We start from the raw sequence: 22,724 nt of genomic DNA on the forward strand, positions 1-22,724 counted from the left end.
ATGCTCCTTACGCGTAGTAGAAACGGGTATCGAATATGATTTCAAAATTATTGGTATTCTGGATTTCAAACTCATTCATTCCTTTATCGAGTCCCGGGAGCCTGCCGGATGTTTTGATAGGTGTTTTATTGATCACCGTATATTGCTTGATAAAAGAAACACGCTGTGTTTTTTTTAATTCCTGTTCAATTTTCAGTTTCTCACCATTTGTATGGTTGATGATCGTCACATTTTTTCCCGCTGCCCATAAGGTCACATTGTAGTCATGCTCAAGAGGATTGATATAGGCGTCCCCAGTGTTATAAACCTGAAACCTCTTTCGATTTTTGAACCTGTATTCCAGATCATCTCTCATTTGAATGTTCATGCCTGGACTCCAATGTTCACCGTCAAAATTTTGCTTTGTCAGGGAAGTGAATTTGGATTCTGCCAGTCCAGTGATGTTATTAAATTCAACTGTGAACGTTACAAAGTTTTTCTCCTTTTCTTTTGGAATACTAAAATTCCCATCACAAGTTACACGAAAACGAAGATTCGGCAATAAATCGGTCGAGATATAATAGGGGAACGGCTTGACTAAAAGCGCGTAAAGTTCCCGCCTAAATTGATAAAAGTTTTCAGCGATGACTGAATTCAAATAAAATTCAACGGTTATTTTTCGTTCTGTATATGTGACATCCCGAGGATGCTGCGGAAGGACAACTCCGTTTATTCTGGGTATACTAACCGTTTCACGATCAATCCCCGGCGCTTCAGGTGTGAAGCTTAAAGGTTCAAAAAAAGGAAGCAGGCTTTTTAAGCTCTGCTCCCCAAGACCATTATCGTAATCAAGGAATAATTTCACTATCTCACCCCGTTTATGAATGAAGTTCGAGTAAACCGATCCCCGGCTGATTGGTCAATTTTTCTGCCATCAAGATATGTGTTGTTGTCTTTTAGTAAAAGTTGCTGCAAGAGCTGCACATTTTTATTTAGAAAATCAATCTGCTTTGCCATCATACTGATTTGTTTTTCTTGATTCTTTACAACACGGCTGATGTCTACAGAAAAATCATTAGGTGGTGGTGGCTCCTGTTCAGGCTTTGCCGAAACTTTTTGAAGCAGGAGAAGTGCTTTTGAAATCATCCCATCCTGTAAATCCGGAAGTATGCCAAGCTTGCTACCGATACGAGCCCATAGACCAATATTACGCTCCCTGTATGAAGGATCTTCCGTGATGGTCGTTTCATCATACCCTCGTTCATTTAAGATGGCCCATTTTGAGCCACCCCGTCCAGGTGAGATACCACCTTTTGCATAACCAACATAGCCGCCACCTCGGGCCATTGATTTTAAGCCTGGATGATTGCTAATGTCTCCATATCTGCGCTTGATATAGTTTATTGCAGCCAACGTATTATCTATCGGATTCAAAATGTTATTATGTCCAGGAAACTTATTGGCGTTAAAAGTGCTCGGAATCGTTTGCATCAAACCCTGTGAGGGATGGCCGGCTTTCGCATTGGAATCCCATAAGTTGATAGCATTTGGATTTCCGCCGCTTTCCTTCATGGCGATGGTCACAAGCCCTGGAATCCATGAAAGTGGCACCCCTGCTATACCAACAGCCTCTGTCACCCATTGGTTTACGGCTTTCGTTCCTCCGGTCCCTTTAAATGTGGACGGCTCTGGCATGACTCCTTTCAAAAATTGAGCTGCACCATTTTTTAATGTCTTGAGTATGCCTGTTCCAAATGAATCAATACCTTTTCCCGATTTATACGGGATCAGCCCACTAAACAGTTTTTTAATTAATTTGCCTGGGCCGTTGATTATCAAGTCCATAGCGCTTGAACTAACATCCCCGACTTTGTCCACAACACCTTTTCCGAAAGAAATAGCTCCATTGACCATTTTCTTAGAGCCTTCAGCAGCTTTTTTGAAAAAGTCTCCGACACCGCCGGCATATCCAGGAAGACCTGAAGCCGCTAACTCTTTTGATTGATCATGGGGGAGCACAGATGTGCCACGCGGCAGGTCCCAAACTTGCGGGCCGCCCATCCCGACAACATACGTTCCGATGCCTGGTGTATGGGCCAGTTCCCATCCTTCTTCACCAACAAGTGCTTTTCCTCCAGGGTGAAAGTCTGTACCTTTCGCATATGCAGCTCCTGGCGCCATTTGCATTTTTTCAGACCGGCCATTGTAACCTTTAGGCTTCCACTCTGGAATGGTTGGGATATGCATAAATTCAAGAACCGTGTTAATTCCACCGGTAATCTTATTAACAACACCAGCTAAATCGAGAACAAAAATATCCCATTTACCAAGGACTTCACCTGTCTCAAAATCAACTTGATCAAGATGTCCATATGCTTGAAGCTTTGCCTCCTTGACTACACCTTTATGCGTCTTTTCTGCTTGCTTGATTGTTTTTTTGGCTTGGCTTTTTGCTTTTCCAACAGTGTCATCGTGCTCTTTCTTTGAAATTGTGCCTTTTACATAATACTGATCATCAGCAGCAGCAATAACGGAATCGCGTTGCTTTTCGGCTGCTTTTATTGTTTTTTCTTTTGCTTTATTACTATTTTTCACAACAGCAGCAGCCTGTTTAGCAGATAAGTTAGAGGATTCTTCCTTCAGCTTCCTTGAAATTTTAATTTGCTCGTCCTTGCTTCGAGTAAGAGCCGTCTCCATTTGAGCCAACATTTTCCCCTGTATCTCTGCTATTTCTCTGTTTTCCTTCGCTGTTGTTTTTCGATTTTCTTCAGCCGCGGTTCTGTAAATTTCATTTACCCGATCTACATAACCTTGTATTTCCTTCTGTTTCTTATCATTTCCACTTTTGATTTTATTGAGGATTTTAGCTGCTTCTTTATCTGAGGTTTTATCATTTGAAGCATAAAAATCCTGTAACACTTTGGTAGCTGAATCGGCACTTGTTTGAAATCCCTTTTTCAACGAGTCTCCCATTTCAGTGAACTGTTTTGTCACATCATTAGCAATATCCTTGGTGATCTTTGTATTTGTCGCTCGAAGGGTATTGAGCTTTGCCGTAACTTTGATATTCATATCTTCATAAGCATTCACAGCTTTTGCCGTTGACTTCGATACGCCCTCACCAAAATCTATTGTTGCTGGAAGAACTCTTTTCTTTAAGTTGTCATAATACTTTGTGCCAGCCTCAGCTAAAAATGTGAATCCTGTGATGGCGATACCAACAGGACCACCTAACAAGCTCAATCCTCCACGTAAAAGGCCGACAACCCCTGCCCCTTTTTTGAGAATGTTAAAAAGGCCAAAACCGCTTTTTGCTAAATTCATAAAGCCGCCAGCGCCTTTAATTGCATTGGCTCCAACCTTTAAAATACTCCCGCCGAATTTTAATAGCTCAGGAGCAAATGAAAGAATTAGCCCGGCAATTGAACCAACTGGCCCACCAAACAATCCAAGACCAACGCCGGCAACACGTGAAGCACCGCCTAGACCTCGCATGGCTTTAGCACTTCTGCTGGATGATTGTTCAAGCCTCCCGACTCTGGTTGTTGCCAGATTGGCTGACTGATGAAAACGCCCCATTCGTGTGGATGCTGCCGCCGCTGCCGCAGATGTTGTTGTCATTCCTGCAGCCGCTGTCCTGGAAGCTGCGCCCGCTGCAATGGCTTCCGTAGAATAAACGCCAAGACTGACCGATGCTTGATTTACATTTCGCGTTAAATATCCGCCCGCGGTCCGAAGCATATTCCAGCCTGCTGCTACTTTTGGCAAAGAGCCCAGCAACAGTAAGAACGCGCCGCCTAAGAGGGAAAATACAGTGACTGCACCGCCAGTAATCGCAATGGTACTCGCCACAGAAGGGGGCAATGAATCAAACCAGGTTACAAGCTTTGTTAGTCCGTCAGCTGTAGCCCGGATAACAGGCAAGAACTGATTTCCAAAAGTGATAACAGCATTGTTTGTAGCAGATTTTAGATACTCAATAGATCCAGCCAGGTTGTCCATTTGCTTTTTGGCTACTCTTTCAGCTGTACCGCCGCTTCCTTCAACTTCTTTTGTGAATTCTTGAAGCTTATCTTTCCCGGCGTGCATTAAGGTAATAAACCCGGAAAGCGCATGTTGCCCCGCCAGCTGTTTGGCAATACGAATTTGCTCAGTTTCGGTATAATCTTTTGTTTTCTCATTGATTTGTCCGATAATATCAGCAAGCGGACGCATTCTACCGGTTGAATCTGTAACTTTTAGACCCAACTCTTCAATCGCTGATGCAGCTGGTTTTGGTGGTGCAGAGAGTCGCGTCAAGGTAGACCTTAAAGCCGTTCCTGCCATATCGGCTTTAATCCCGCTGTTTGCCATGATACCGGTTGCCGCCGCCAATTCCTCCATACTGACTCCCGCTGTTTTTGCGGCCGGCGCTGCATATTTCATTGTTTGCCCGATTTCTTGCAGGGTGGCGTTTGAATTCGTAAAAGTATATGTCATTGCATCCGCAACACGGTTTGTGTCTTCAGCCTTGATATGAAATTCAGTCAAAATGTCAGAAACGATATCGGCCGTAACTCCAAGTTCTGTTTGACCGGCTGCGGCAGTCGCGAGAAGGCCAGGCATAGCCCCAATAATTTGATTTGTTTTATATCCGGCCATCGCAAGATACTGCATCCCTTCTGCAACTTGGCCATCAGTATATTGAGTTGTCGCCCCTAAATGACGGGCTGTTTTTGTAAGCTCACTCATTTGATCATTTGTCGCATTTGCCAGAGCACTTACGCGACTCATCGCTTTCTCAAAATCAGCTGCGGCTTTAACAGACATGCCGATTCCCAAAGTTCCCGCTGCGCCGATTGCAGAAAGAGCCTTTCCGGCAGTTGTGGCTGATTGATACACAGCGTTTAGCTCTTTAGATACTTCTCCTGAATTACGCTTAAACACAGAAAAAACACCCGCTGCTCGTCGGGTGCTGTTTGTGGTATTTTCAAATAGTTTTGTTACTCGTTGCAGTTCATTTCCAAGGCTTTGATGAACGGCAATTGCATCATTCAGCCGGCGGCCTTGTATCTGCGTTTCTCGGTTGTCCAGCCCTTTTTCTCTGACTAACTTATTGTATTTTGTCCGATGCTCATCAACTAAACGGCCTTGTATGCGGTATTTGTTATTAAGTCCTTCTACTTGCGATTGAAGAAACTTAGACTGATTGCCCGCAGCTTTATATACTGCACCGGATGCCTTCATTTCTGAATTCGCTAAACGCATTTGCCGCTTTAGACCTTCAATTCCGCGATTAAAGCCGGTATCATCAAGGCCTACTTTAACAACCATATTTCCGATAGGTTGCGCCATATGTATCCACCCCGCTTCCCTGGCATAAACTCAACGAAAAAAGACCGGCGATAAAGCCAGTCTTAGAAAAACACTTGATCAATTGGAACAACTTTTGGTTTATTTTCATGAGCCAAGACTTCTAAGTAATGGTAAATATCCATCTCGTCAATTTCTGTCATGGTCCATCCCTGTTTTAAAAGGGCCGCATATATATCATTGAGCTGTTCTATTCCTTTTTCTGCTGAAAGGCCTCCGCTTCCGCTGCCGACAAAAAATCTTCTTCCTCCTTAACTTCCTCATAACCCATAATTTCCCCCATGATTCGCCTTACTTCGTTTGAAACTTCAAAGGACTGTAGGCCTTCTTGAAATTCCTCTAAAGTAAATTGATTATGGAATACACGCACAATGAATTTCATACGATCCTCAAGGCTTTTAAGCACTGCCTTAATACTGTTGGTATTTTTAGCGGCTGCCTCATCTAGCTCAAGAGCTTCATACAAAGTTTTTGTATTTGTACGAGGTGCAATAAACGTTTTATATTTTTCTTCTTTTTCAAACCACAATTTTACCGATATTTGTTTTTGAGCCATGTTGACTCCTCCTTTGTTTTGTTAGATTTTAAAAAAAGAAGTACGGAGCTTCCCTCTATACCGTCTTTCCAATGTCTACGCTGGATTTATTCTCAGAGCCTGAGTCAGAATTTTTATAAGCATCGCCAAACACTTTTTCATAAAACTTGTCCAAGCTGAAATTCGGTGCGTCCTCATCGGCCAATACTTTATAGGCGTTGTCTTGTTCGCGCTCCATAAATTCAGCAGAAAGTTTGACCGTCTGAAAATCTGTCTTTTCTTCTTTTGTTTTCCATTCATCATCCGGCAAAGAAAAACGCCCTTTTACAAGTCCCACATGGCGATTCTTACCGTTTGCTTTTGGCCCAAAGAAGGACATAGCAACCCACGGCGGAATGATATTTTTCTTAAATAAATAGAGGCCGTCTGTTTCCTCAATTCCTAACAGTTCGGCCAAGATTTCCATTGGTAAATCCCGCATTTCCAGCTCCAACTTTGTGGAACCTGTTGTGACGGCCATATCAACTAATTTGTTGTCTGCATATTGTTTTTCGGTTGATGTTTCCGTATTTACTTTCGCGTTGATTGCATAGGGATATTCAATAATTTTTGAAGCTACATAAAGACCATTCACCTTTTTTAAAGGCGCAAATCTAACGCCTTCCAACCCGGTAACGGAACTATATTCAGGCATTCTAAAACCTCCAATTATAGTAAAATATTGGCCTCAAACCGGTAACCTTTCCGGATAAGGCCCTCATCTTTTAAAAAGTCATTGATTAAAATTCCTGTTTGAAAATCTAATCGATTCATGACCCCAACTACGGCAGCCAAAATCTGATCGCAGGAAGAATCGTTGTATACATCAATTTGATAAACGGCACTGTCTTTAATCGGCTTTCCGTCAGCCCATCCTGTAGTTCTGTAGTCCAATTCCTGAACAACGATATAGGCTGGTTTGCTTTTGATGCCAATCGGTACCGCAAGTTCAAAAATGTTTGCTGGATCGGCCAACAATAAAAGCGCTGGATCGGTTTCCAGCGCTTCAAATACTCTGTTTTTCAGTTGTAATGCTCTTTCTGCAACATTCATAGCTTGTACCCTTTCCTAATAACGGCTACCATCGCTTCAAGCATTCGATCGTTTGCACTTTTCATACTCTGCTGAATAAACGGGTTAGCCGGTTGATGGATCGTACCGAATTCCGGTAAATGGACACGGTATTTTGTATCTTTTGTAGGGCCGACCACAGCATATATCTCACCATCAGGGTCCTTTCTCGTGCGATTACCGACTATAATATCTTCATCAATGTGGGGATGGCTCCCTCCAATATTGGAACGGGGAGCATTCTTGTTAATTTCCTTCGCAAGAATCGCGCCGCCGGCTTTCACAGCAGCTTTATTTATTTTTTCGTCCTTCCTTGCGAGTGAAGATAAATATGAATCTAATTCTTTAAAGCCCTGCATCTCCATTTCGATTTTCATTATTCCACCGCCTTTGCCCTGATTGTGGTGAAATTTTTTCGTGAATAGTTCGGAAGAATTGATTCGATCTCATATGATTGGTTCTCAAACAGAATCCGCATATGTTTGTCGATATCCTCACGGTGTCGGATCGTAAATTTTATTGTATGTTCTTTTTGTACAGCCGCTGCTGCATAGTATTCCCGGCCTTTTAATCCTTCAGCTTTTGCCCAACATTCAACGACCGTTTCATAGTCACCTTCCACAGGGAGACGGCCGCCTTCTTTTTTCTTTTGAAACTTGATTCGATATCGCATGTCATTCAGCATCGGCATCAGTCTCCGAAACTGTGTATTTTAATTGATTGATCAACGTTGTCAGAACTCCATCAAGGTTTGAAGTTGTGCCAGCTATTTCACGGTTTTCATACCAGTGAGTTACAAAAGCCTTTACACACAAATCTGCGCGAGCTGAATTATTTGGGAATTTCAGGCCCGTTGCGGTCGTAATGTATTCTTTTGCTGAAGCGATAAACCCAAGAATTAAATCATCCTCCAGATCACCATCGACCCGGAGGAATTTTTTCGCCTCTTCAAGCTCTTTTTGTTGGGTTTCAGTCATAGGGCATCACCTATCTTTCGTTAACTAGATGAACCGCCTTTGAGCTCATCAATTTGCTTTTGTAGGTCTTCAAAAATGGCCTTTACTTCGCTGTTAAAGTGATCCGGCATGACACTGCCGGTTCCGATGTTGTTGCTTCTAACAGACTTGTCCGCAAGCATTTCATGTAGGATACTTTTCTCTCCAATTTCAGCCGGATCGCCTTTGTCACCTTTCGGGCCTTGTGGTCCTTGTTCACCTTGCGGACCTGGTTCGCCTTTATCCCCCTTGTCGCCTTTTGGACCTTGGGGTCCCTGCGGCCCAGGTTCCCCCGGCATCCCTTTGATGTATAAAGGATTATCTTCACTGTTGCCTTTCAAGTAAACAGGCGTTACCGGTTTTCCTGTGCCGTCGTCCTCTGCGGAAGTATAAACACCATTGCTTTGGTTTAAAAATTGATCTGCCATTTTTCCTCATCCTTTTCTTTTATTATTTTCCAACATCAACTGATTTATCTTCTGAGCCGCCAGCGCTTGGAGTTTCATTGTCAGGAACTGCATCTTTAATTGATGAAAATTCCGCGTAAACCACCGCATCTGTATCCCATAGGACTACGTCCTCACGTTCAATGATTCGCACATCTGTAGAGTTACGGTAGAATGCTTTACCACCGACATTTGTCGTTAAAATGGAATACTGCTGGCGGTCAAACAGTTTAACGGCTTCTTTAAGGTCTCCGATGATTAACGGATGTTTTGGTGTTTTTGTGCCGTTGCTCGGCAAATACTTATCAGAAATCACAGAAACCGGCTTTCCAAACAACAACTTTTTCGTCGGGTCTGTAGGATTCGGCTGAAGTAGATAGCGGCCGAACGCGTCTTTCAGTTTATCCAACATATTAAAGCCGGATTGGTTTGTGACAACTTTAGTTGTCGCATTAATAGCTGGATCGAGTTTGACATTAAGAATGTCTTTAATATCGTCCTGTTTTGAAACCGTTGTTTTTGCAAGGGTCCCCAATTGATTAAGGATCAACGTATTGCGGGTTACGGCTGATTTTTTCGCCAACCAAGTCGTTAGATACTGCAAGAGCGCTTCCTTTGTATCTGCAAGCAAATCATTTGAAAGAACCAAGATCCCGGCATAATCCTTGATGTTATATTTAATGTTTTCAAATTTAGGGTTCTCTAACTCTTCAATATTTTCTAATTCCTCAAGATTTGCCAATGGGGTGATATCTGATAATTTTTCAAGAACCCGTGAACCTTTGTTTGTTGATACCGGAATGACATCGACGAGATTTGCCAGGGTATCAAATTGGCGTCGTTTTTCATTAATTTTCGTGGAGATATCCTGCGGTACAATAAGCCCGCCATCCTCATCCACACCTTCTTTCATCGCGGCAAGAGGCTGCGGTACTTTGCCTGTTCTAAGGGCGTGAGCAAAAAGTTGAACATGATTCTTCACTTCTGTTTCAGCGATATCATCCGTTGCCTGTTGCGGTGTCTTTGTCTCTGGATCATGCTGCGGCTCTTCTTGTGCATATGAAACCTGCATGTTTCGTAAATCCTCATATGTTTGAATTTGATCTTTAATTTGTTGAGCCTCAGCAAGCAGTTTTTTGGCTTCGTCCATTTTCCCTTCATCGGTCAGCGCTTCAATTTTTGTACGTTTTTCCGCCAAGGTCTGGCGCAATTCTCGTTCTTTTTTGGACATCCCGCCCCCGGCAAAAAATTGAATATCAAGTCTCAATAACTTTTTCTGTTTCAAATGCTTGTCCTCCTTAAAAGTGGCATAAAAAAAGAACCCTTAAAGATTTAAGAGTTCAAGTTTCATATTGATCTTTTGTTTTAGTAATTCATCCGGCTTAGTTTCTTCAGCCGGACTTTCAGCAGTAGATTGAGCAACGATCTTGCCTGGAACATGTTTAAAATGAGCCAGAACATGATGATCAATACAGGCTGCTACATCCTTTGACTCTGAAACCTCATCGATCAAGCCATAATTTAAAGCTTCATCAGCAGTAAGCCAGGTTTCTTCATCCAGCAGCTGGCGTAAAGTCGCGTCATCCAGTTTGTCTCCTGCTTTCGCAAGATATGTGGAAACGATACTTTCAGTAATCTTGTCCAGATCATCGGCTGCCTTCCGGAATTCCGCTGCATTCCCGACCATCCCCATGTATGGGTTGTGAATCATCATCATGGCGTTACTTGGCATCGTGATGTTGTCCCCCGCCATTGCAATGACAGAAGCAATACTTCCAGCCAGTGCATCCACATAGACATTGATTTTTGCCTTGTGACGCTGAAGCATCGAATGAATAGCCTGCCCCTCAAAAACATCCCCACCAGGCGAATTGATGTACAAATCAATAAAGCTCACATCACCTAAACTTTTCAATTCAGACTGAAAGGCTTTAGATGAACTTTCACTGAACCAGCCTTCGCCAGTTATCGAACCGTAAAGCGTGATTTCAGCGGACGAATCATTCAGAACCTTCATGTTCCAATACTTGTTTTTCTTCTTCTGTTCCGTTGCCATCACCCCCTTTCAGGCGATTTGAAGACCGTTTGACCTTGCTAAGTTGATACTCTTTCATAATTGAAAGGGGAACAAGGTTTAAGTTTCCGTAATGCTCATCGCCGATCTCTCCGATGCCTGTCATGTCCTCTTTTTGAAGAATAGTATTAACGCTAAAAGCGCCGACACTTTGCATCGTTTTATAAAATTCAGCACGTGATTTACTGTCCCCGCGGAGCTCTGATTCCAGGTTAAATTTAAAGTAATAGCCAGCTCCCCGCTGCTTCTCTGTCAAAACCTTATCGTTTAACTCTTGTTCAATATTTGTGACGATTGGCTGTAAAGTGGTTTTGACATAATCTAAGGATTGTTGCTCAATATTTGAAAATGTTGCCCTGTCCAGCTCACCTATTTTATGCGGAGGCACCTTATAAATCGATGCAATCTGCTGACGATTCCACTTCATTGACTCTATAAATTGAGCATCCTTCATAGGCATTGTTACTTGTGAATAATCGAGGCCGGCGTCTAAAACTGCAATAGACTGCCCCGCATTCACCCGCTCCCAGTCTTCCCTAAGAATTTGTTTGCTTTTTCTGTCTAAAAGGGTCGGCGCTTTTACAACGCCAAATGGTGCGCCGCCATTCTTGTAAAATTTCGCGTTAAATTTTGTCGCAGCTCTATTTGATCCGATATTGTCCCGAATAACTGAAATCGGGGTTTGGCCTACAATTCCGTCAAGAGACAGGTTTTTAAAATGCAGTACCTCTTCGTAAAAAAATTCACGGTACTTGCCGTCAAGTGTGGTTGAATACCATACCCGGCCGTTATTTGGATCAATATTCGTATTTGTCGCTTCAGGGTCTAATGGTCTGATCCCAGCCACATTCCCGTCTTTATCAAAAAGCAAAAGATTATAGCTGTTTCCCCAAGTACACAATCTCGTAACCAAAAGCCGTTTCCACACAAAGCTTGTCATGTAGTTATTGACTTTGTTCAGAATAATGTCGCTTACTTCATTTTGAATCTGTTGTATGTTTCCGTTTTGATTCTGAAAAAGTTTAATCGGCAGTTTCGCAATATCATCAGCTAAAACAATCACGCAAGCATATACATCCGGATGCAAAACGGCCGTTTTTGTTGATACTCTTTCACCAGATGAACTCTCTGTCCCGGCAAAAATATTTCTAAACCAATTAGCCGGATGGAGAAGGGAACCGCTATCCTCTTCAGCAATTTCATTTTTTATTCCGCTCTTTAAACGGCTTAATAGCATCTATTTCCCTCCCTCATCCTTATTTTTTTGACGAACAAATCCTGCCAAGCTGGCAAGAGAAAATAAAAAAACACCGGTTGCAATTAAACCCGCGTTTATGTTCATCCGATATATGGCTATTGAAATGAATACCATGCCTGCGAGCAGCAAGATATCCTCTAAAATCAACTGCAAGAACCTTAGAAATTTCAGCATTTCCACCCCCTACAGGCTGAACGATCCAGATTGTATATAAGCGTTTAAGTCAACGGCCGTATCAATTTGCGAAGCCCGCACGTGTGCATTGATAAGCGCAGCCGCCGGGTCAATCCGTTGTGTTGACTTTGACTTGTCCAGCATTATGTTTTCCTGGGCATCTACTTTTGTAATGGCATTCCCCATGGCCCATGTCAGCAGATCATTTTTATTGTGAATGATCTTCTTGGCCTTTACTTTTTCACGGAAGTCTTTCGTTGGTTCAGATAATGTAGCAACACCCTGTCGAATTTCAATCATGACATATCCGTCAGCCTCCATCTGTTGGGCAAATTGTGTAGCATTATACGGATCGTAACCAATTTCTTTGATTCGCCACCCTTTCTCTTTCTCCATTTTTTTAATGTAGGTTCTGATATAGTCATAATCGACAACAGCGCCATCGGTGACGGTTAACCAATTCTTTTTCCTCCACAAATCATAAGGTACATTATCTGTCTTCATGCGCTCATAAAATGTATCTTCTGGCATAAAACCGTGACTCTCTACAGCAAAGCTCCCGTTATCCAACGGAAAAATAAAGGATACAGCTGTCAGGTCAATTCGTTTTGATAAGTCAATCCCAACATAACACTCGCGGCCGGTTAGATTAGGGAAATGATCAGATCCACAATCTTTCCAGGCCTGCATATCCATATAGCCATTTTCACGCATATTGACCCAGATATTCATATTTTTAGTGAGGAAATTACGCATTTTTTCAGGAACCGCGAGAGCTACTTCAAGCTCGCCGCGCAAATACTCTAACCCGTGTTCATTAGCAGCCACAATAGGGTTTGCTTTTATCCAGTTACACTCATCCTTGATGTCATCGCCCTTATCCAGTTCATTGATCATCACAAAATACTGTTCATTGGTTTCTACTTTGTTTGGGTCTAAAATCCGAGAGACGTAATCATATTCCACCCGGTAAGCTGGATTGTTTAACTCAAAGCCAGCAGTCGTGATAATAATCATCAATGGCTGGTTTCTTGCTCCCATTCCAGAAGCAAGGACGTCATAAATTTCGGATGTTTTATGCGCGTGATATTCGTCAATAATGCCACATTGAGGGTTGAAACCGTCCCCTGTTTTACCAGCATCCTTAGATAAAGCTTTGATAATTGAATTTGTTTTTGGGTGCTCAATGGTACTGTATGCAATCCTGTATTTTTGCTCCGGTTTGTTTAAAAGTTCGCACCCTTCTATCTGGGCTTTTATCTCTTTCCAACATATTTGAGCCTGTTCAGTTTTTGTGGCTCCAATGTATACCTCCGACATGTTTTCACCGCTTGCCATAGCCTCATATGAAGCGACACAGGCCAAGCTCTGAGTTTTTGCATTTTTACGGCCAACCTGCCAATACACTTTCCTGAAACGGCGGAATCCCGTATCTTTGTGAACCCATCCGTAAACATTACCGAAAATAAAAATCTGTATTGGTTCAGGTACAATATTTTGTCCTTGTAACGGCCCCTTGGTATGTTTAAATTGAGTCATCCAAAAGAGAAAACGCCGAGCCTTCTCGTCATCGAATACGTAGGGAAATTCTCTTGTCCCTTCCCTTTTGATGTCTTTTAAGAATCGCTCACAAGCCCAAATATGCTTTTGACACGCAACAATCTCGCCCGATACCACATCGCGCGAGTAGTCAATCATAAACTGTTTAATTGTATTCATACATTATTGAACTCCTTTTCCGCTGCTGTTTTTTCGCGTTCTTCTTGGGTCTTGGTGATCGCCAGCTTGGCACGTGCAGACGGAGTGAGCCCAAAATCATTTGCAGCCGATTTCATTTGATCATAGAAGTTTTTCTGTCGTTTCAGGAGGGGATGCTCTTCTCCAATCAACTTGACCGGCTCCCCGTTTTCACCTTGACCCTCTGTATGAATCATGATGCCGTCTTCTTCAATAATTTTTGTAATAGAGATGTACTGAGAATAGGCGTTACAGTAGGCGGCTAACATGCTGATATCCGCCTCCGTCATAATTTCCACCTCAGATAATAAAGCAGCAATCCGCTTAAATTCTTTTTTAGCCACCTTATCCAGCCAGGTAGGCGGTTTGATATTTTCAGAGCGCATTTTCATCTTTTTTTCATGTTTGGCCCTGGCGGCAAGCTCTTTCGTATTCTTTTTATTTGGATTGCCCTGTATTAATTGAAGGGCTGCGGATTTTGCAGGTCTCGGCATGTTTTCTCACCTCATTTCTTAAAAAAATTGCAATTTTGCGCTTGTTTTTTCTCAGTCTCATGGTATGATGAAAGCAACAACAAAACCAGTCATATCAAGCCCTCTCGGCAAATTTGCCGGGAGGGTTCTTTGTGTTTTCGGGAACTTTGAAAAGCGGTGTTTGTTTGCAGAAGAGGGGGCGCCGTTCCCGCGGCGGTTGCTTCCCAAGGATTTTCATAGGGGGGTATCCCTACTTGATCGGCTTGCTCCGGTCGCCGTGAACCTTGTTATGGCAGGCATTGCAGAGACTTTCAAGATTTGAAAGGTCTAAACGCTTGGACCAGTCCTGCTTAACCTCCACAATATGATGAACCATGTCAGCAGGCGTGAAACGGTGTTCTCTCAAGCACCGCTGGCAAAGACGATTGTCTCGAAGTAAAACAAGTTCTCTTGTTCGTTTCCATTCTGTTGATTTATAAAAACTTGTTATTGTTTTGTTTCTTGAATGTTTGTTGTAATGTTTCGTTTCCTCCTGCTTGACGTGCTTATGGTCAGGGCAGTAGCCCTCTCGGGTAAGAGCCTTACACCCGTGGGCCTTACACTCCCTTAATGGCTTAGGCGGCATTATAATCCTCCTTCAGTGCCAAACACTTATTGGTTCAGCTCTTCATTTGCTTGCTCTACTAAAGGCTGCATAAGTAGACCTATACGCTCTTTTAAATTGAAATACTCTGTCAAAAGGCGCTCGGATTTCTTTAGCCTCTTGGCTTTCGCATATTGGTTCTTTACACCTCTAATACGCTTTTGTAGGACTCTAATTTGTGGGGTAGTCACAGAAAACACGGCCCTATGCTGGCAGGCGGGGCATTGAACATACCCAATTTCAACGCCATTCTCCCTTTTCTCCTCCCGCAATAAAACCCCATGTACCTCGCCGCAATGCTCGCATTTTGATTCCATCCAGATCATCTCCTCAAATAAAAAACGCTCTCCCGTTTTAGGAAAGCGCCCGTTTCTTAAATATCCGTCTTTTTTGATAACCACACCAAAAAACTTCTACGAACTCGATAATACATTATCTAAATCGCTTAATTCTTAGTTGATTTTTCGTATTTTTCTAATGCTGTTGCTAACATCTCAGCGTTCAGTTTGATCATAGTTTCATAGAGTTGATATACTTCTTGCCCTTTAACTTCTTGAATTGATGGCATGTACTCATCAACTAACTCAGATGCAATTTTAGCGAACTTACGATCCAAGATTATCCCTCCCTTCTATGTAAATTCTACCATAAAAGGAAGAGAAACGCTCATCTAATTGCATCTAGACTTTTAATGAAACCCTCCTCTTTTATATTCTTTCTAAACTAGCCCCACACTCAGAGGCACCCTTTGGCCGCTGATCGTCTATTCTGAGATTCACTGGACCCGGTTTACAGAGAATATAAAACCAAGGGGTTTAAGATTGCCCCCCTGAAACGCTTGCTTTCATCCGACTATCCGTGTGCACCTGAACACCTTTGGTGGTATGCAACTACTCAAACAAAAAAGCGCCCTCCATTGGAAAGCGCTACTAATTGGTTCTTATGAATCAAATTGTTCGGGTAAATTCTCTCTGCGGAGTGACTCCCATTCTGTAATAATTTTTTGGTTTTCTACGTCATGGGAAAGAATAGTAACTATCTCAAATTTCTTAACCTTATCAAGATATAATCTCCCTGTTTTACACAACCATTCCTTTATGTCAATATCCTTTAAATTACAAGGAGCATTTACAAGAGCAGTCCCAGAAACTCTTAATTCCAATAAATATTCTCCGTTTTTAGTGAAATAGACACCCTCATAATCGCCATTTCTTGGACTTCTCTCACATTTCACTTTTTGTCGCTCAGCTTCTTCTCGACGACGTTTTTCTTCTTCATCTCTTTGACGTACAATTGCTTGCTGTTGAGGACTATAGTTTCCCATATCATACCTATAACCCAAATTATCACCTCCCACCTTATTATCGGTGAAAAAAAATGACAATGGAACCTTTTGCAAAATTTGTCGAATAAAATTTACGCTAATGTCTTGTTTTTCTTCTATATTCTCTTCTCTGTTTAAGTTCCTTTTCTTTATCCTCAATGTCAGAAATACACTCTATGATCAACATATGATAATATCTTGTTTTTTTGACTCTTCTTGTGTATAGATACATCAAAACGAGTATGCCTACAATAAGAATAAAAGTCCCACAAGCTATAAAAGGGAAAAAGCCTCCCAAAACTAAATCATTAATCTCTTTTTTTATTGGAGAATAAATTCCTGTTAATAGATCATTTTGATCCACAGAGCTCATTTTTTTAAATTTTTCCTCAGCAATTGTTGTAGTTACTTTAGTGTTTATTGCTGAAGTCATTACTTGTGTACTAATAGTGAAAAAGCAGACCATTAAAGTACACAGTAACGTTAAAGCGGTAATTAAAACGGTAATAATAAGATTATAAAAAAAACTTGTATCTTTATTTGTCTCTATTTCAATGTCATACCGTTCTTTTAATAACAAAAAATCCGATTTTGTATGATCTTCTTTTAATTTTTCCTTAAATTTATTTTGATCCTTAACAGAGTTCCCGAATCCCCCTTCTTTCTCTATTTTTTTAAAATACTTTATTACATTTTTTTCTTTTGCTAATTTTTCATTCAATATCTATCACCAATATGCTTATCGGTTAAAAAATAAACAAGTAAATATTTCGCAAAATTTGTCGAACAATTCCTCCTTATGCTAAATGCTTATTCAAAATTGCGCCTTACCATACTCCGGGAGGAAGCCAAGCATTGTAAGACGGCATCTCTAAAAAACATACTTCTTACAATCTCCCGATACCAAAGTCGCAAGACTAGCGCGATCCGGCTCAGAATGTTCCTCCCGTTTGGCTTCATTCTTCATCGCCTTGATTTGAGTATCCGAATTCACCTTGATAAGGGAATGGTGCATTTCCCGTTATTTCTTGATAAGTAAATCTTATCGATAAAACACACATAAAAATTCCCCCTCTTTATCCCCCCGATTATCGGAAAAATGTCGAGATTTTGTCGGGTTTTTCTCGATGAAAAAAGCCCTCAGATAATTCCGAGAGCTGTTGCTATACGGTATATTGCCCGCTGTTTTATTTCATAATAGGTATCCTTTTTCATCCCGAGTTCCATATAAATATTGATATCTTTCACCCTGGCAGCCGTTAGGTATTTCTTTTCAATGATCAAACGTTCCTCATCGTCCAAGCTGTTTTGTAAAGCCCGTTCCATCTGCTTGACCTTGAGCTCGTTTACGGTAAATGAATCCCGGAGGGAAGGGAAAATGTTAATGCCAGCAGATGAACATTCTTTTTTATTCTCTAATTGGACTTTGAGCGCGCGGTAATTTTTCAGTTCTTTGATGACTATTTTTCGGACGGCTTTTTCGTCCACATCATCGAGAAAAGATAGCTGTTCTTTTGACATCCTTTCCCTCCATTCGTTCATTTTTCTTTTTCCCATTCTTGGATCCGTCTTTCAGCAATCTCCATCCAGATGAACGGAGCAGCAAGAATGACGATTCCTATAATTAGATAAATCATAACTCCTCCTTAGCGGCGCTCGCGCCGCCTCCTCGTCACCGAAAGCCATTTTAAAAGTTTCTTCAAAGAATTCAATCTGCTCATTCGTCATTTTCTCAAAATTCGGACCGTGTTCGGGGACGTGAAAAGCCGATGCCTTTTGAATAATAATTTTCGTTCATTATGCATCCTCTTATCCTTTCCTGCCTTTGGTCTAACGATAATTTATAGCTGTGCTTGAAGTCATTTTCACATTGAGTTTTTAGCGTGAAGCTCAATAAACATCAATGCCTCCCATGTCAATCAACCTATTATCGTGTTAAAATTAGAAAAAAATAGAATGGAGTTGTTATGTTTGGTTAAGGAATTATCATCAGATTATTTAGCATTAGAGCTAGGGTTGTACCAACCTATTACCATCAATGAAGAAAACGTCGAAAAATTTGAATCTTATTTAAGAAAACCCCATAATATTCAATTTGACTGTTACTGTGTTGAGTGTAAAAAAGAATCAACTTTTAAATTCCATCACCATACGGGAGGGACTTTACCAAACCGTTATAATCCAGATGATATTTTAACTAGAATTAAATCCACCTGGCCTGTTGTGTTAATGTTCAAATGTCAAAGGGATGAATCTCATTTATTCTATTTTTCGCTACTTATTCGTGACAATAAAGTGACTAAGATTGGACAATATCCATCCCTTGCTGACCTTCAATTACATAAAATTGATAAATATCGAAAAATCTTAAATGACGATTATCGGGATTTCTCCAAAGCAATACGACTGAATTCCCAAGAAATTGGCGCTGGATCATTTGTCTATCTTCGTAGAATCTTTGAAAATTTAATTGAAGAAACTAGACAGAAAGCAGCATCTCAAGATCCTAACTGGGACAACAGCAACTTTGAAGGGTCTAAAATGGATCATAAAATTAAATTACTTAAAGATTATTTACCGGATTTCCTTGTTGAAAATAGAAAGCTGTATGCAATTTTAAGTAAAGGTATACATGAACTGACTGAAAAAGAATGTCTTGAACTATTCCCAAATGTGCAACTTGCGATCGAATTAATACTCGATGAAAAAATTCATCAAAAAGAGAAACAGATCAAGATATCTTCTGTAAAGAACTTTGTGTCAGCTACTATTGAAAAATTTAAAAGTTAGAGACTAAACTATCTTTTCAGGATGGTTTAATTTTTCTCGACTCCTGCCCAACACTCTTCCTCAGCCAAATGAGTCGTCGTTTTCTGCTTGTAATTTCAAACAAGGCCCCCCTTTAACAGCTCCCGGGCCATATAATGAAAATGGTGGTAGATATAGTTTCCGGTCGCGCTCGGATTAATAAAAACGGTTGAGAAATTGTAACGGACTTCAAACGTTTTTAAGCTCCCAAGCAAAGATTGCGGCTTATATTGTGAGCGATATTTTCCGTTCAATATTTTTTGGTAGCCTTCCAGATCCTCCACAAGAAGAGTGAAAGGGTGTTTGGCTGCACGAATCAATTCATTTTCAAACCGGGAACGGTCCTTAATGGATTGAACCAGCTCATCAACTCCATTTTTCCGTTCGATAGCAGCGTTCAAATACATGTCCCGGCTGATCCCGTATTCCTCGTTTTTCGGGATCATGGCGGAATAATCGCCCGTCTTCATCCCTTTGAATTTGATGGATACGTTCTTTTTGCGGAGATAGTCAAGAACATGCTGGTTCTTCTGCTCTCTCGTATCCACAATAATGATCATGCTGTCGAGAATATTTTTCATTTCAGTATCCGAATAGTTATAGTGAATAATCGTCATGCTTTCTTCCCCTTAAAGTACGACATGGCCCTTTCATAGATTTCTAAAGAGAGCTTATCCGTTTCTTCATCCTCAAAATTCGCAACGGAGCTGTTCAGATCTCTCCAGCCGTTCTCCCAAAATAGAACGAGCAATCTCGCGGCTTTGGTTGCCGCATCCCAATCATGATTGAACCAGTCGTCTATTTTTGGATTCATTTCTTGATCTATGCCCACAAAATAATTGATGATTTTATCAATGGTCTGTTTGACTTTATGATCCTGCACTGAGTATTCACCTTTTAAATACTGGATGAGCCGTTTTTTATAAGACTGAACAAATTCCACAAGTTCTGGATAGACGTTCTCCGGATTCTCGATAAAAAGATTGTTTCCATCCAAGACTAAAGGTGATCCCAAAAAGGCAAGGTCATCACAAATTTGTTTTGGGTGCAAAATTATCACCTCTTTTAAAAAGGGGTTACTAAAGGGTTATCGAACTTAAATTTCAGTAACCCTTTAAAAACTCAGTCATATCAAGGGTTTCAACCTCTTTTGGGTTACTGGGTTATCAAAGGTTACCTATTTTTCTATTAAAGTCTATATACTTATATATATATTTATTTTTTATTTATTTTTTTCATGAGAACGGAACATAGAATTTAAGTAACCCTTAGTAACCCCTAAATAATGTAAAACCTCACAAACCCTTATATATCAATGGTTAAAGCTTCTTTCTATTGATAGAAGCGACCTTATTTGGGTTACTTTTTGAAGAAAATTCAGTAACCCTTTCAGTAACCCGCCCATCATTATTCTGCAAAAAACTTCCTCCGGCATATTGATTTAATGTCATCCCATGAATAAATGTTTTGTTTTTTGCGCCTTTTTCTTTTTTAAAACCTCGAATTTCTAATTGACGATAAAAGGCGCGATTTTTTAACTCAACATCATCATTTTCATAACACCAATCTTTGTATTCCTTATAGAGTTCCTTTGCTTCGACTTTTGCAGCCGGATGAGTGACACACTTTTCAGCAAGAAAAGGGGCGAGAATGTCCATATCCTCCCGGTAGCCTTCCGTCGCCTTCCTGATCGCTTCCGGTTCTCCCAGGCCTTCCTTCTGCCACTTCAAGCAGCCCTCAATAGCCCACCGCAGGATCCCTGGCATTTCCGCAGCCAGTTTCTGCGGCAGCTTCTTGTCTACTTTTTCTTTTGGTATCGTGACAGTAAACGGGATCAGCCGGATCCGGCGCCAAATCCCCTCATCGCTGCCTTTAACGATCGGTTTATGGTTTGTGGTAAAGAAGACTTTAAATTCCGGTGTAAACTCAAAGTATTCTTGACGCAGAAAACGTGCTGACATCTTTTCGCCGCCGGTGATCTGCTTCACCAACGATTCAGACAGCTGCTGTCCCTCTTCACTCTCGACAGCCGACACAAACCGGGCGCCGTCCAACCTGGCAATGTCATTGTTTATGGCGCTGTCATTTTTCTTCTTTATGAAGGTGTCGCTGTTTGTCTGCCGCCCATAGTCCCCGAACAGGTGCTGAACAGTATTGATAAAGGTTGATTTACCATTCCGACCGTTCCCAAATAGAAAGAACATGACCTGTTCTGTGGTATCCCCGGTCAGCGAATAGCCAATTGCCTTTTGCATGAAATCAATAATTTCATAGTTTGGTGCGCCCTGGTCATCTATAAAAATACTTTCCAAGAAAGCTTTCCAGTTCGGACAGTCGGCGTCCGGTTGATAAGAGACAGGAGATATTTTTGTAAAAAGCAGATCCCGATCATGCGGCAGAAGTTCTCCTGTTTTCAGATCAATCACACCGTTATCGCAATTGAAAAGATATTTGTGGGAGTCCAGTTCCTGCTTCCTCACTGAAACCATTGGTCGGACATCTAAAATGGTGTTCATCCGTATATTGCGGCGCTCGCATTTCTTCGCCCAATCATTGAGCTGTTTTTTTCGGAATTTGTCTTCTGTGGCCTTGGCCTCGCCGTATAATGCCCGTAATGTTTTCGCAGTGATGGCTTCAATTTTCCGTTTGCTGTCTTCTTCCCATCGCTTGCCGTTCCAGATCAGCCAGTCAAGCTCGTTACAGTATCGGATATTCTTTCCGTGGTAGTAGACAATTCGTTCAGCATTGCCAAGCTCCGTTAAATGAAAGACCGGCGGGGTGTCAATGATCTCTTCAGTATCCTCAACTTGAGAATTAGAATTATCGGAATGGGAAATGTACACCTCATACGGCTGTTCCTGCTGCTCTTCCAGCAAATCAGAAATTGTGGTATGAGTAGAATAAACGGCAGCGGCAATGGTCATGTCTCCATATGTAGCGCCGTCAGATGAATGCTGTCGATCCCATTTCTCCCGGAACAAACCCGATTCGCGAAACATGGAATCCATTTTTGCGGGATCCTTATCCGTCCAGAATGCCAGGTGATTACACAAAGCCATATCTGTGGCCGAGTGATCATCATTTATCAGATGGCCGTTAAACAGATCCTGAATGCTTTTCCCGTTCTTGCTGTTGAACATCCTTTCCCATATCTCCTTATTGGAGAGATTGCTCATATCACGGGATGAAGCAGCAGGCGGGTTGGACGGTTTCGATTCTTCTTTTTTGTCCTTCAAATATTTATCGAACAGCTCTTTGAGCTCGTCCGTTCGTTCTTCAACGGCCCCGACCCCGAGGCTATTACCGGTAAAGGTAAAATAGCGGCCGTGGCGGTATACTTCCAGTCCGAGTTCGGGATTTTTTCTCCCCGTACCCGGCCCGCGCAATGGAATCTTACCTTTTGTGATGATGTGGACTCCTTTGCCGCTGGGTGAATATTCGGTGTAGCTTCCAATAGCCTGAACGATTTCCTCAGCGAACGGGGACAAGACACCGTCCTCCACACAATGATCTATGTCTATGCCGATGAACGGATCATCTTTTGAAAACATGAAGCCGATCCCGTCATAATCTCGATCGTTATAAAATTTCAAAACGGTCGGGAATGTCGACCAGGTTCTTTTATTACTGGATTGAGCCATGCTGCCGTCAATCTGGTACGGCATTTTTGTTTTCTTACCGTCACGTTCTTCGGAACGCCATAAAATCCACTGAGGGGCGTTTTTTAGCTCTTGCGGTATGTTCTTAAATTCGTACATGTGATAACTCCCCTTTAAAAACGAGGGAGCTATACACTCCCTCAAATGTGTTTTTTAT

At 41.6% G+C, this 22,724-nt stretch carries 25 protein-coding genes; 1 reads left to right on the plus strand and 24 read right to left on the minus strand.

Translation table 11 applies throughout. From position 1 onward, the window contains the following. Nucleotides 1-7: 7 nt before the first annotated feature. The 21 genes from MKX80_RS17080 to MKX80_RS17180 form a co-directional block, all read right to left on the minus strand. Nucleotides 8-844, minus strand: a complete 837-nt coding sequence (locus MKX80_RS17080) for a phage tail family protein (RefSeq protein ID WP_339227230.1) — start codon at nucleotides 842-844, stop codon at nucleotides 8-10. Continuing rightward, entirely contained in the window at nucleotides 844-5,313 is a 4,470-nt protein-coding gene (locus tag MKX80_RS17085) for a phage tail tape measure protein (RefSeq protein ID WP_339227232.1), read from the minus strand. The genes MKX80_RS17080 and MKX80_RS17085 overlap by 1 nt, the downstream gene beginning before the upstream one ends. Before the next feature lie 208 nt (nucleotides 5,314-5,521). Beyond that, a complete protein-coding gene (locus tag MKX80_RS17090; RefSeq protein WP_146910922.1) occupies nucleotides 5,522-5,887 on the minus strand; it encodes a hypothetical protein in 366 nt (121 codons plus the stop codon). A gap of 55 nt (nucleotides 5,888-5,942) precedes the next feature. After that, on the minus strand, nucleotides 5,943-6,560 hold the full coding sequence (locus MKX80_RS17095) for a major tail protein (protein ID WP_146910923.1): 618 nt from the start codon (nucleotides 6,558-6,560) through the stop codon (nucleotides 5,943-5,945). 14 nt (nucleotides 6,561-6,574) lie between these two features. Then, entirely contained in the window at nucleotides 6,575-6,958 is a 384-nt protein-coding gene (locus MKX80_RS17100) for a hypothetical protein (protein ID WP_146910924.1), read from the minus strand. Further along, the gene (locus tag MKX80_RS17105; RefSeq protein ID WP_195257950.1) at nucleotides 6,955-7,353 is read right to left on the minus strand and encodes an HK97-gp10 family putative phage morphogenesis protein; all 399 of its coding nucleotides are present in this window, start codon (nucleotides 7,351-7,353) and stop codon (nucleotides 6,955-6,957) included. Before MKX80_RS17105 ends, MKX80_RS17100 begins: the two co-directional genes overlap by 4 nt. Beyond that, nucleotides 7,353-7,661 (minus strand): phage head closure protein, encoded by a 309-nt coding sequence (locus MKX80_RS17110; RefSeq protein ID WP_146910926.1) that lies wholly within the window; start codon nucleotides 7,659-7,661, stop codon nucleotides 7,353-7,355. Before MKX80_RS17110 ends, MKX80_RS17105 begins: the two co-directional genes overlap by 1 nt. Continuing rightward, on the minus strand, nucleotides 7,651-7,953 hold the full coding sequence (locus MKX80_RS17115; protein WP_075621835.1) for a head-tail connector protein: 303 nt from the start codon (nucleotides 7,951-7,953) through the stop codon (nucleotides 7,651-7,653). The genes MKX80_RS17110 and MKX80_RS17115 overlap by 11 nt, the downstream gene beginning before the upstream one ends. A gap of 20 nt (nucleotides 7,954-7,973) precedes the next feature. Further along, complete coding sequence (locus MKX80_RS17120) at nucleotides 7,974-8,399, minus strand: collagen-like protein (RefSeq protein ID WP_145681646.1); 426 nt, start codon at nucleotides 8,397-8,399, stop codon at nucleotides 7,974-7,976. 22 nt (nucleotides 8,400-8,421) lie between these two features. Then, nucleotides 8,422-9,702 carry a phage major capsid protein gene (locus MKX80_RS17125; protein ID WP_146910927.1) on the minus strand — a complete coding sequence of 427 codons (1,281 nt, stop codon included), beginning with the start codon at nucleotides 9,700-9,702 and terminating at the stop codon, nucleotides 8,422-8,424. 39 nt (nucleotides 9,703-9,741) lie between these two features. Continuing rightward, nucleotides 9,742-10,473 carry a head maturation protease, ClpP-related gene (locus tag MKX80_RS17130; RefSeq protein ID WP_146910928.1) on the minus strand — a complete coding sequence of 244 codons (732 nt, stop codon included), beginning with the start codon at nucleotides 10,471-10,473 and terminating at the stop codon, nucleotides 9,742-9,744. Then, nucleotides 10,418-11,728, minus strand: a complete 1,311-nt coding sequence (locus MKX80_RS17135) for a phage portal protein (protein ID WP_195257952.1) — start codon at nucleotides 11,726-11,728, stop codon at nucleotides 10,418-10,420. Before MKX80_RS17135 ends, MKX80_RS17130 begins: the two co-directional genes overlap by 56 nt. Continuing rightward, nucleotides 11,729-11,920, minus strand: a complete 192-nt coding sequence (locus MKX80_RS17140) for a DUF1056 family protein (protein ID WP_145689609.1) — start codon at nucleotides 11,918-11,920, stop codon at nucleotides 11,729-11,731. Nucleotides 11,921-11,932: 12 nt separating this feature from the next. Then, complete coding sequence (locus tag MKX80_RS17145; protein WP_146910930.1) at nucleotides 11,933-13,642, minus strand: terminase TerL endonuclease subunit; 1,710 nt, start codon at nucleotides 13,640-13,642, stop codon at nucleotides 11,933-11,935. Further along, on the minus strand, nucleotides 13,639-14,154 hold the full coding sequence (locus tag MKX80_RS17150; protein ID WP_146910931.1) for a phage terminase small subunit P27 family: 516 nt from the start codon (nucleotides 14,152-14,154) through the stop codon (nucleotides 13,639-13,641). Before MKX80_RS17150 ends, MKX80_RS17145 begins: the two co-directional genes overlap by 4 nt. A 229-nt stretch (nucleotides 14,155-14,383) precedes the next feature. Further along, complete coding sequence (locus MKX80_RS17155; protein ID WP_145689581.1) at nucleotides 14,384-14,758, minus strand: HNH endonuclease; 375 nt, start codon at nucleotides 14,756-14,758, stop codon at nucleotides 14,384-14,386. A 26-nt stretch (nucleotides 14,759-14,784) separates the two neighbouring features. Next, nucleotides 14,785-15,177 (minus strand): hypothetical protein, encoded by a 393-nt coding sequence (locus tag MKX80_RS17160; protein ID WP_339227243.1) that lies wholly within the window; start codon nucleotides 15,175-15,177, stop codon nucleotides 14,785-14,787. A gap of 44 nt (nucleotides 15,178-15,221) precedes the next feature. Then, on the minus strand, nucleotides 15,222-15,392 hold the full coding sequence (locus MKX80_RS17165) for a hypothetical protein (RefSeq protein WP_339227245.1): 171 nt from the start codon (nucleotides 15,390-15,392) through the stop codon (nucleotides 15,222-15,224). A gap of 324 nt (nucleotides 15,393-15,716) precedes the next feature. Beyond that, the gene (locus MKX80_RS17170) at nucleotides 15,717-16,118 is read right to left on the minus strand and encodes a hypothetical protein (RefSeq protein ID WP_339227247.1); all 402 of its coding nucleotides are present in this window, start codon (nucleotides 16,116-16,118) and stop codon (nucleotides 15,717-15,719) included. A 79-nt stretch (nucleotides 16,119-16,197) separates the two neighbouring features. Next, nucleotides 16,198-16,821: a hypothetical protein gene (locus tag MKX80_RS17175; RefSeq protein WP_339227249.1), complete on the minus strand. Its 624-nt coding sequence runs from the start codon at nucleotides 16,819-16,821 to the stop codon at nucleotides 16,198-16,200. 419 nt (nucleotides 16,822-17,240) lie between these two features. Next, entirely contained in the window at nucleotides 17,241-17,621 is a 381-nt protein-coding gene (locus MKX80_RS17180) for an ArpU family phage packaging/lysis transcriptional regulator (RefSeq protein WP_339227251.1), read from the minus strand. Between the two features lie 450 nt (nucleotides 17,622-18,071). Here MKX80_RS17180 and MKX80_RS17185 point away from each other — a divergent pair, with 450 nt between their 5' ends. Next, nucleotides 18,072-18,890 carry a hypothetical protein gene (locus MKX80_RS17185; RefSeq protein WP_339227253.1) on the plus strand — a complete coding sequence of 273 codons (819 nt, stop codon included), beginning with the start codon at nucleotides 18,072-18,074 and terminating at the stop codon, nucleotides 18,888-18,890. Nucleotides 18,891-18,985: 95 nt separating this feature from the next. Here MKX80_RS17185 and MKX80_RS17190 read toward each other — a convergent pair whose 3' ends face one another. The 3 genes from MKX80_RS17190 to MKX80_RS17200 all read right to left on the minus strand — a co-directional run bounded on the left by MKX80_RS17190 (nucleotide 18,986) and on the right by MKX80_RS17200 (nucleotide 22,666). Next, complete coding sequence (locus tag MKX80_RS17190; RefSeq protein ID WP_025807627.1) at nucleotides 18,986-19,525, minus strand: ERCC4 domain-containing protein; 540 nt, start codon at nucleotides 19,523-19,525, stop codon at nucleotides 18,986-18,988. Further along, entirely contained in the window at nucleotides 19,522-19,959 is a 438-nt protein-coding gene (locus MKX80_RS17195) for a hypothetical protein (protein WP_339227255.1), read from the minus strand. Before MKX80_RS17195 ends, MKX80_RS17190 begins: the two co-directional genes overlap by 4 nt. 268 nt (nucleotides 19,960-20,227) lie before the next feature. After that, a complete protein-coding gene (locus MKX80_RS17200) occupies nucleotides 20,228-22,666 on the minus strand; it encodes a phage/plasmid primase, P4 family (RefSeq protein ID WP_339227257.1) in 2,439 nt (812 codons plus the stop codon). Nucleotides 22,667-22,724 lie beyond the last annotated feature (58 nt).

The sequence above is a fragment of the Bacillus sp. FSL K6-0972 genome (genome assembly GCF_037976035.1).
GTDB classification, from domain to species: domain Bacteria; phylum Bacillota; class Bacilli; order Bacillales; family Bacillaceae; genus Bacillus; species Bacillus haynesii.

Bases quoted from the DNA above. Each gene is read 5' to 3' on its own strand.
- MKX80_RS17095 (WP_146910923.1), bottom strand. From the start codon at position 6,560: ATGCCTGAATATAGTTCCGTTACCGGGTTGGAAGGCGTTAGATTTGCG.
- MKX80_RS17190 (WP_025807627.1), bottom strand. From the start codon at position 19,525: ATGACGATTATTCACTATAACTATTCGGATACTGAAATGAAAAATATT.
- MKX80_RS17130 (WP_146910928.1), bottom strand. From the start codon at position 10,473: ATGGCAACGGAACAGAAGAAGAAAAACAAGTATTGGAACATGAAGGTT.
- MKX80_RS17110 (WP_146910926.1), bottom strand. From the start codon at position 7,661: ATGCTGAATGACATGCGATATCGAATCAAGTTTCAAAAGAAAAAAGAA.
- MKX80_RS17115 (WP_075621835.1), bottom strand. From the start codon at position 7,953: ATGACTGAAACCCAACAAAAAGAGCTTGAAGAGGCGAAAAAATTCCTC.
- MKX80_RS17105 (WP_195257950.1), bottom strand. From the start codon at position 7,353: ATGAAAATCGAAATGGAGATGCAGGGCTTTAAAGAATTAGATTCATAT.
- MKX80_RS17155 (WP_145689581.1), bottom strand. From the start codon at position 14,758: ATGCCGCCTAAGCCATTAAGGGAGTGTAAGGCCCACGGGTGTAAGGCT.
- MKX80_RS17180 (WP_339227251.1), bottom strand. From the start codon at position 17,621: ATGTCAAAAGAACAGCTATCTTTTCTCGATGATGTGGACGAAAAAGCC.
- MKX80_RS17145 (WP_146910930.1), bottom strand. From the start codon at position 13,642: ATGAATACAATTAAACAGTTTATGATTGACTACTCGCGCGATGTGGTA.
- MKX80_RS17200 (WP_339227257.1), bottom strand. From the start codon at position 22,666: ATGTACGAATTTAAGAACATACCGCAAGAGCTAAAAAACGCCCCTCAG.
- MKX80_RS17135 (WP_195257952.1), bottom strand. From the start codon at position 11,728: ATGCTATTAAGCCGTTTAAAGAGCGGAATAAAAAATGAAATTGCTGAA.
- MKX80_RS17090 (WP_146910922.1), bottom strand. From the start codon at position 5,887: ATGGCTCAAAAACAAATATCGGTAAAATTGTGGTTTGAAAAAGAAGAA.
- MKX80_RS17150 (WP_146910931.1), bottom strand. From the start codon at position 14,154: ATGCCGAGACCTGCAAAATCCGCAGCCCTTCAATTAATACAGGGCAAT.
- MKX80_RS17085 (WP_339227232.1), bottom strand. From the start codon at position 5,313: ATGGCGCAACCTATCGGAAATATGGTTGTTAAAGTAGGCCTTGATGAT.
- MKX80_RS17120 (WP_145681646.1), bottom strand. From the start codon at position 8,399: ATGGCAGATCAATTTTTAAACCAAAGCAATGGTGTTTATACTTCCGCA.
- MKX80_RS17100 (WP_146910924.1), bottom strand. From the start codon at position 6,958: ATGAATGTTGCAGAAAGAGCATTACAACTGAAAAACAGAGTATTTGAA.